A 5,003-nucleotide genomic window follows, 5' to 3' on the forward strand; every position below is an offset into this window, starting at 1 on the left:
CCCTCGACCTGCTCCACGCCCGCCACGCCCGCCGCGACCGCCCGCCGCCGCCGCTCCGATGCCGCCCGCCTGGCTCGCCTGCTCGGCGCCACGCCCGCCGCCTGCGCCGCGGCCACACCTACGGCGCCTGCCGTCCTGTCGGTCCGGGGTCTGACGGTCCGGTTCGGCGCGGTCACCGCGGTGCGCTCGGTCGACCTGCGGGTGGAACCCGGTCAGATCGTCGGGATGATCGGCCCGAACGGCGCGGGCAAGACGACGGTCATCGACGCGATCACCGGTTACACCCCGTCCTCGGTCACGTCGATGACGTTGGGCGGCGTCCGGCTGGACCGTCTGCCGGCGCACCGGCGGGCCCGCGTCGGCATCAGCCGGTCGTTCCAGAACCTGGAGCTGTTCGACGATCTGACGGTCATCGAGAACATTCAGGCGGCCAGCGACCGCCGGGACACCCGCGCCTATCTCACCGACCTGCTGTTCCCCCGGGGACGTCCGCTCGAGCCGGCCGCGGTCGCCGCGGTCGACGCCTTCGGGCTGCGCGACGATCTCCTGCGCACCGTGGCGGAGCTTCCCTACGGTCGCCGTCGGCTGCTGGCCATCGCCCGGGCTGTCGCGGCGCGCCCCGCCGTGCTGCTGCTCGACGAGCCGTGCGCCGGGCTGGACGAATCGGAGAGCACGGAGGTCGCGGGCCTGCTGCGTCGGCTCGCCGACGGCTGGGGGCTGGGCATCCTGCTCAACGAACACGACATGGACGTGGTCATGGGGGTCTGCGACCGGGTGGTCGTGCTGGACGCCGGGGAGCGCATCGCCGAGGGGACGCCGGAGCGGGTGCGCGACGACCCCCGGGTGCGGGTCGCCTGCCTGGGGGAGGCGGCGGTCCCGGCACGGTTGACGGTCCCGGCTCGGTTGACGGACCCGGCCCGGTTCGCGGCCGGCCCCGCGGTGCTGGCGGCGCGGGGCCTGTCCGCCGGCTACGGCAACGGCCCGGTGGTCCGCGACCTCAACCTGGAGGTGCACGCCGGCGAGGTCGTGACCCTGCTCGGCCCGAACGGTGCCGGCAAGACGACGACACTGCTGGCGCTGGCCGGCGCGATCCCGTCAGCGGGAGGCGAGGTCCTGCTCGCCGGGGCCGTGACGACCGCCGCGCTGCACGAACGGTGCCGGCGTGGCCTGAGCCTGGTTCCCGAGGAACGCTCGGTCATCATGGACCTCACCGTCCGGGAGAATCTCCGGGTCGGTCGATGCGACCCGGACCTCGCCCTCGCGGTCTTCCCCGAGCTCGCCGAGCACCTCGACCGGCGGGCGGGGCTGCTCTCCGGGGGCAGCAGCAGATGGTGACCCTCGCGCGCGCCCTGGCGCGCCGGCCCACGGTTCTGCTCGCCGACGAGCTCTCGCTGGGCCTCGCGCCGCGCGTCGTGGACCGTCTGCTGGCGGCGGTGCGCGCCGCCGCGGACGACGGGCTCGCCGTGATCCTCGTCGAGCAGCACGTCCGCAGCGCCCTGTCGATCGCCGATCGGGTGCACGTCCTGCGGCACGGGGCCCTCGCCTGGTCGGGCACCGCAGCCCAGGCCCGTGCCGACCGGGAGATCCTGCTCGGCGCCTATCTGTCACCCGGGCGGCCGGCGGACTCCGGCGATGGCGCCCTCAGCGGCCCCCGTGTCTGACCCGGGTCAGCGCGAGCGCGTGCCTGACCCGGGTCAGCGTGTGCCTCGGAGTCAGGAGGCGGCCCGGCGCAGGATGTCTAGGCCGGAGTAGGTCTCCGGGCCGAGCGGCACGAAGCTCTTCGACGCGCTGTCCCACCGGGCTCCCCGCAGCGTGGTGTTGAAGATCCGTTCCGCCCCGGGGATCGGCGTCGTCGCCGTGAGGTTCAGCCGCGGGACGATGCCGCCCAGGTCCAGGTCGGTGGTCCGGTTGAGCTGGTCGAGCAGGGTGCGGGCGGTGAGCTCGCCGGACACCTTGTTGCCCACCTTCTCGGCGATCTGCACGGACAGCCACGCGCCGGTGGTGGTCGTCGTGGTGCGCAGCGCGGGGGCCGCGTCCGCGTCCCCGCCGGCCTGCTCGGCGTCCAGTTCGGAGATTATCCGGGCGACCTCCGGGAACTGGCCGGCCTGGCTCAGCTCGGGGAACGCGGTCGCGACCACGAGGTTGTCCGCGGCCGGACCGAGCGTCGACAGGTACTTCGGCGAGAGGGTTCCGGCCGCGTGGCAGGTCCGGACCCGCTGGCCGGCCTGGGAGATCACCGCATAGGCGGCCTGGTCGAACACGACGAGCACGGCTCCGTCGGCACCGGACCGGGTGAGCTGGGAGATCGCCGGGGTGAAGTCGCTCGTCGTGATCGGAATACGGATCTTCGGATTGATCGGACGGTTTACCGCCTTCGCGCCGCCCTCGGCCATGATGATGAGCCGGTCGCTGGCGCTGAGGTCGTAGCCGACCAGCCCGAGGCGGGTGGCCCCCGCCTTGGCGAGCAACGACGGGCAGACCGCGGGGTAGAGGGTCAGCGGGCTGATGACGTAGCTGATCGGGGAGCTGAGCTCGGATCCGTCGGCCGAGATCCCGGCCGAACCGATGGACGGGACCCCCGCGTTCTCCAGGATGGGCATGATCCCGCCCGAGCCGCTGACCTCGCTGACGACCGCGAGCACGTGCTGATCCACCGCCTGCTGGGCGCACTTCCTGGCCATGGCGGCGTCGTTCTTCTCGTTGCAGTGCACGAGCTCGACCCGGTGGCCGGCGATCCCGCCCCGGGCGTTGACTCCGCGCACGGCGGCCCGGGCGGCGGCCACCATCTCCGGGTAGTTCGTCCCGGACGTGCCCACCGGGGCGATGATCATCAGCTTGACCGTCGATCCGGCCGAGGAGGTGCCGGTGGCTTCGCCGTCCGAGTCGCCACCGCACGCGGCGAGCGTGCCCGCCAGCACGGCGCCCAGAACCGCCGCGGCGAGCCGCCGGAGCCCGTGCCGTCGTCCCACCGTGCCGCCTCCTCGTCGTGCGTGCCTCGTCATGCGTCCCGTGTTCCAGTCCCCTGCCGGGCCCCGCCACGGTAGACCTGCCTGCTCAGGACGGATACGCCCGGGTTAGCCGGGACCCGCACGGGCCGCGGCGCGGGGTCGCGTCCCGGCGTCAGATCACCTCAGATCACCTCAGAGCACCTGGGGCCAGGCGTAAGTGAACCCCATGATCTGGTCGGCGAGGGTCTCCAGGCGGGCCGCGACGGTTGGGTCGAGTACTCGCCCGTGCGGGTCGAAGAGCGGCACCGCGGTGTTCAGGGTGACTCCCAGCGGGGTCGGCCAGCCGCGCAGGGCGTGCACCGTCGAGCGCAGGGCCGTCAGCGTCGTCCCGGCCGCCTGCGTGCCCCGGGCTCCGACGATCAGTGCGACCGCCCGGCCGTCCAGGTAGGGCCGGGGCGTCCTCCAGATAGTCCAGGGCGTTCTTGACCTGGCCCGACATCCCGCCGTGGTAACCGGGAGTCGCGATCACGAGGCCGTGGCCCGTTCGACGGCGGCGAGGAGGCGCAGCGCCGCGGCGGGACGTTCCTGGCGTTCCGGCGCGTACATCGGCAGGTCCAGGTCCGCCGCACCGAGCAGCATCGTCTCCGCGCCGGCCTGCCCCATCATCGCCAGCACCGTCGCCAGGGCCTGGTGGGTGGTGGAGTTCGCCCGGCTGCTGCCACCGATGCCGACGATTAACGGGCGGCGGCGACGGGCCCGCACCGGACCGGGACCGTCCGGCGGCGTGTCGGGCGAACGGTGCGCCGAGACCCGGCTGGGCAGCCCGGAGACGGGATCCGTACCGACCGTCTGGCTGCCCGTCTGGCTGCGCCCGCTCCTCGGCTCGCCGTTGCTGGCACCCGGTTGGAATATGCCGAATGTGTCTCCCACTACCCCTCCTCGTCCCGGATCCAGGCGTCCTGGTCCGGCGTCTCGGTCCGGCGTCCCGGATCTGGCTCATGTCGGTCCGGCGATGGACCGCCACCCGCGTGCCGTCGCGTCTGTCCTATCGCGGATGTCCTATCGGACGGGCTGACCGCACCGATCGAGGGGGTTGCGGGTCCGGCGCAGCGCGGCCGGCAGCGCGCGGGCGCCCGGCCCCAGCTCGGCGATCCGGTCGTGCGGATTCGAGATGCGGCAGCGAAGCAGCGACAGGCAGCCGCAGCCGATGCACGAGTCGAGTCCGTCACGCAGCGCGACCAGAGCCGCGATCTCGTCGTCCAGCCGGCCGCGCCACCGCCGCGAGACCGCGGACCAGTCCGCCTTGGTCGGCGTGCGCGACTCGGGCAGCGACGACAGGGTCTCCCGCACCTCGTCGAGACTGAGCCCGACCGCGGTGGCGGCGCGGATGAACGCCAGCCGCCGCAGGACATGGCGCTCGTACCGGCGCTGCCCACCCGAGGTCCGGGTGGCGGTGAGCAGGCCCCGCTGTTCGTAGAAGCGCAGCGCCGACGCGGCGAAGCCACTTCGTTGCGAGAGCTCACCCACGGTCATCAGATCGGTAGGAAGCATGCCCGCAGACTATGGTGTTGAAGTTGAACTCAACATGAGGTTCCCGGAACCCGGCGGCGCCGCGACGGGCTGGCCGTCATGCCTCGTCGCGCCCCGTCACGATTCGCCACGCCTCGTTACGTCCCGCCGCCCCTCGTTGCCCCTCGTTGCCCCGCGTCGCCCCTCGTCACACCCCGGTTCCGTGGTAACGGGGATCACCCCCGGCCGTCCCGGCAGCGCGTTTGCCGCGGTCGCCGCCCATGGCAGGCTTCGTCGCGATGGACGACATCACGCATCGGCGGTTCAACCCGCTCACCGGCCGTTGGGTTCTGGTCTCGCCGGGGCGGACGCGGCGACCGTGGCACGGCGGTCAGGAACCACCGCCGGTGCCGGCCGCGGTCGCCCATGATCCTCTATGCGACCTCTGCCCGGGCAACCTCCGGGCCGGCGGTGAACGCAACCCCTCCTACTCCGGTACCTACGTGTTCACCAACGACTTCCCGGCGCTGCGTCCCGACCCGGTCC

The 5,003-nt window shown here is 73.2% G+C and carries 6 protein-coding genes and 1 pseudogene; 3 read left to right on the top strand and 4 right to left on the bottom strand.

What is annotated here, in order from left to right; genetic code table 11:
- Both ACY5KJ_RS17355 and ACY5KJ_RS17360 read left to right on the top strand, forming a co-directional pair.
- The coding region (locus ACY5KJ_RS17355; protein ID WP_462203861.1) for an ATP-binding cassette domain-containing protein at positions 1 to 1,335 on the top strand (1,335 nt) is incomplete at its 5' end.
- Entirely contained in the window at positions 1,329 to 1,661 is a 333-nt protein-coding gene (locus ACY5KJ_RS17360; RefSeq protein ID WP_462187097.1) for an ATP-binding cassette domain-containing protein, read from the top strand. The genes ACY5KJ_RS17355 and ACY5KJ_RS17360, both read left to right, overlap by 7 nt.
- 51 nt (positions 1,662 to 1,712) lie before the next feature.
- Here ACY5KJ_RS17360 and ACY5KJ_RS17365 read toward each other — a convergent pair whose 3' ends face one another.
- The 4 genes and pseudogenes from ACY5KJ_RS17365 to soxR form a co-directional block, all read right to left on the bottom strand.
- A complete protein-coding gene (locus tag ACY5KJ_RS17365; RefSeq protein WP_462187096.1) occupies positions 1,713 to 2,969 on the bottom strand; it encodes an ABC transporter substrate-binding protein in 1,257 nt (418 codons plus the stop codon).
- A gap of 171 nt (positions 2,970 to 3,140) precedes the next feature.
- The gene (locus tag ACY5KJ_RS17370) at positions 3,141 to 3,308 is read right to left on the bottom strand and encodes a hypothetical protein (RefSeq protein WP_462203863.1); all 168 of its coding nucleotides are present in this window, start codon (positions 3,306 to 3,308) and stop codon (positions 3,141 to 3,143) included.
- Between the two features lie 130 nt (positions 3,309 to 3,438).
- Positions 3,439 to 3,878: pseudogene (locus tag ACY5KJ_RS17375) on the bottom strand (NADPH-dependent FMN reductase); the annotation flags it as partial.
- 129 nt (positions 3,879 to 4,007) lie between these two features.
- The gene (soxR, locus tag ACY5KJ_RS17380; RefSeq protein WP_462187095.1) at positions 4,008 to 4,499 is read right to left on the bottom strand and encodes a redox-sensitive transcriptional activator SoxR; all 492 of its coding nucleotides are present in this window, start codon (positions 4,497 to 4,499) and stop codon (positions 4,008 to 4,010) included.
- Positions 4,500 to 4,756: 257 nt separating this feature from the next.
- On the opposite strand from soxR, the gene galT reads away from it, so the two are divergent.
- Positions 4,757 to 5,003, top strand: a 247-nt coding sequence (gene galT, locus ACY5KJ_RS17385; protein WP_462203862.1) for a galactose-1-phosphate uridylyltransferase, incomplete at its 3' end; no start/stop codon positions are given.

It is taken from the genome of Frankia sp. CcWB3 (assembly GCF_977927595.1).

Bases quoted from the DNA above. Each gene is read 5' to 3' on its own strand.
- soxR (WP_462187095.1), bottom strand. From the start codon at position 4,499: ATGCTTCCTACCGATCTGATGACCGTGGGTGAGCTCTCGCAACGAAGT.
- ACY5KJ_RS17360 (WP_462187097.1), top strand. From the start codon at position 1,329: ATGGTGACCCTCGCGCGCGCCCTGGCGCGCCGGCCCACGGTTCTGCTC.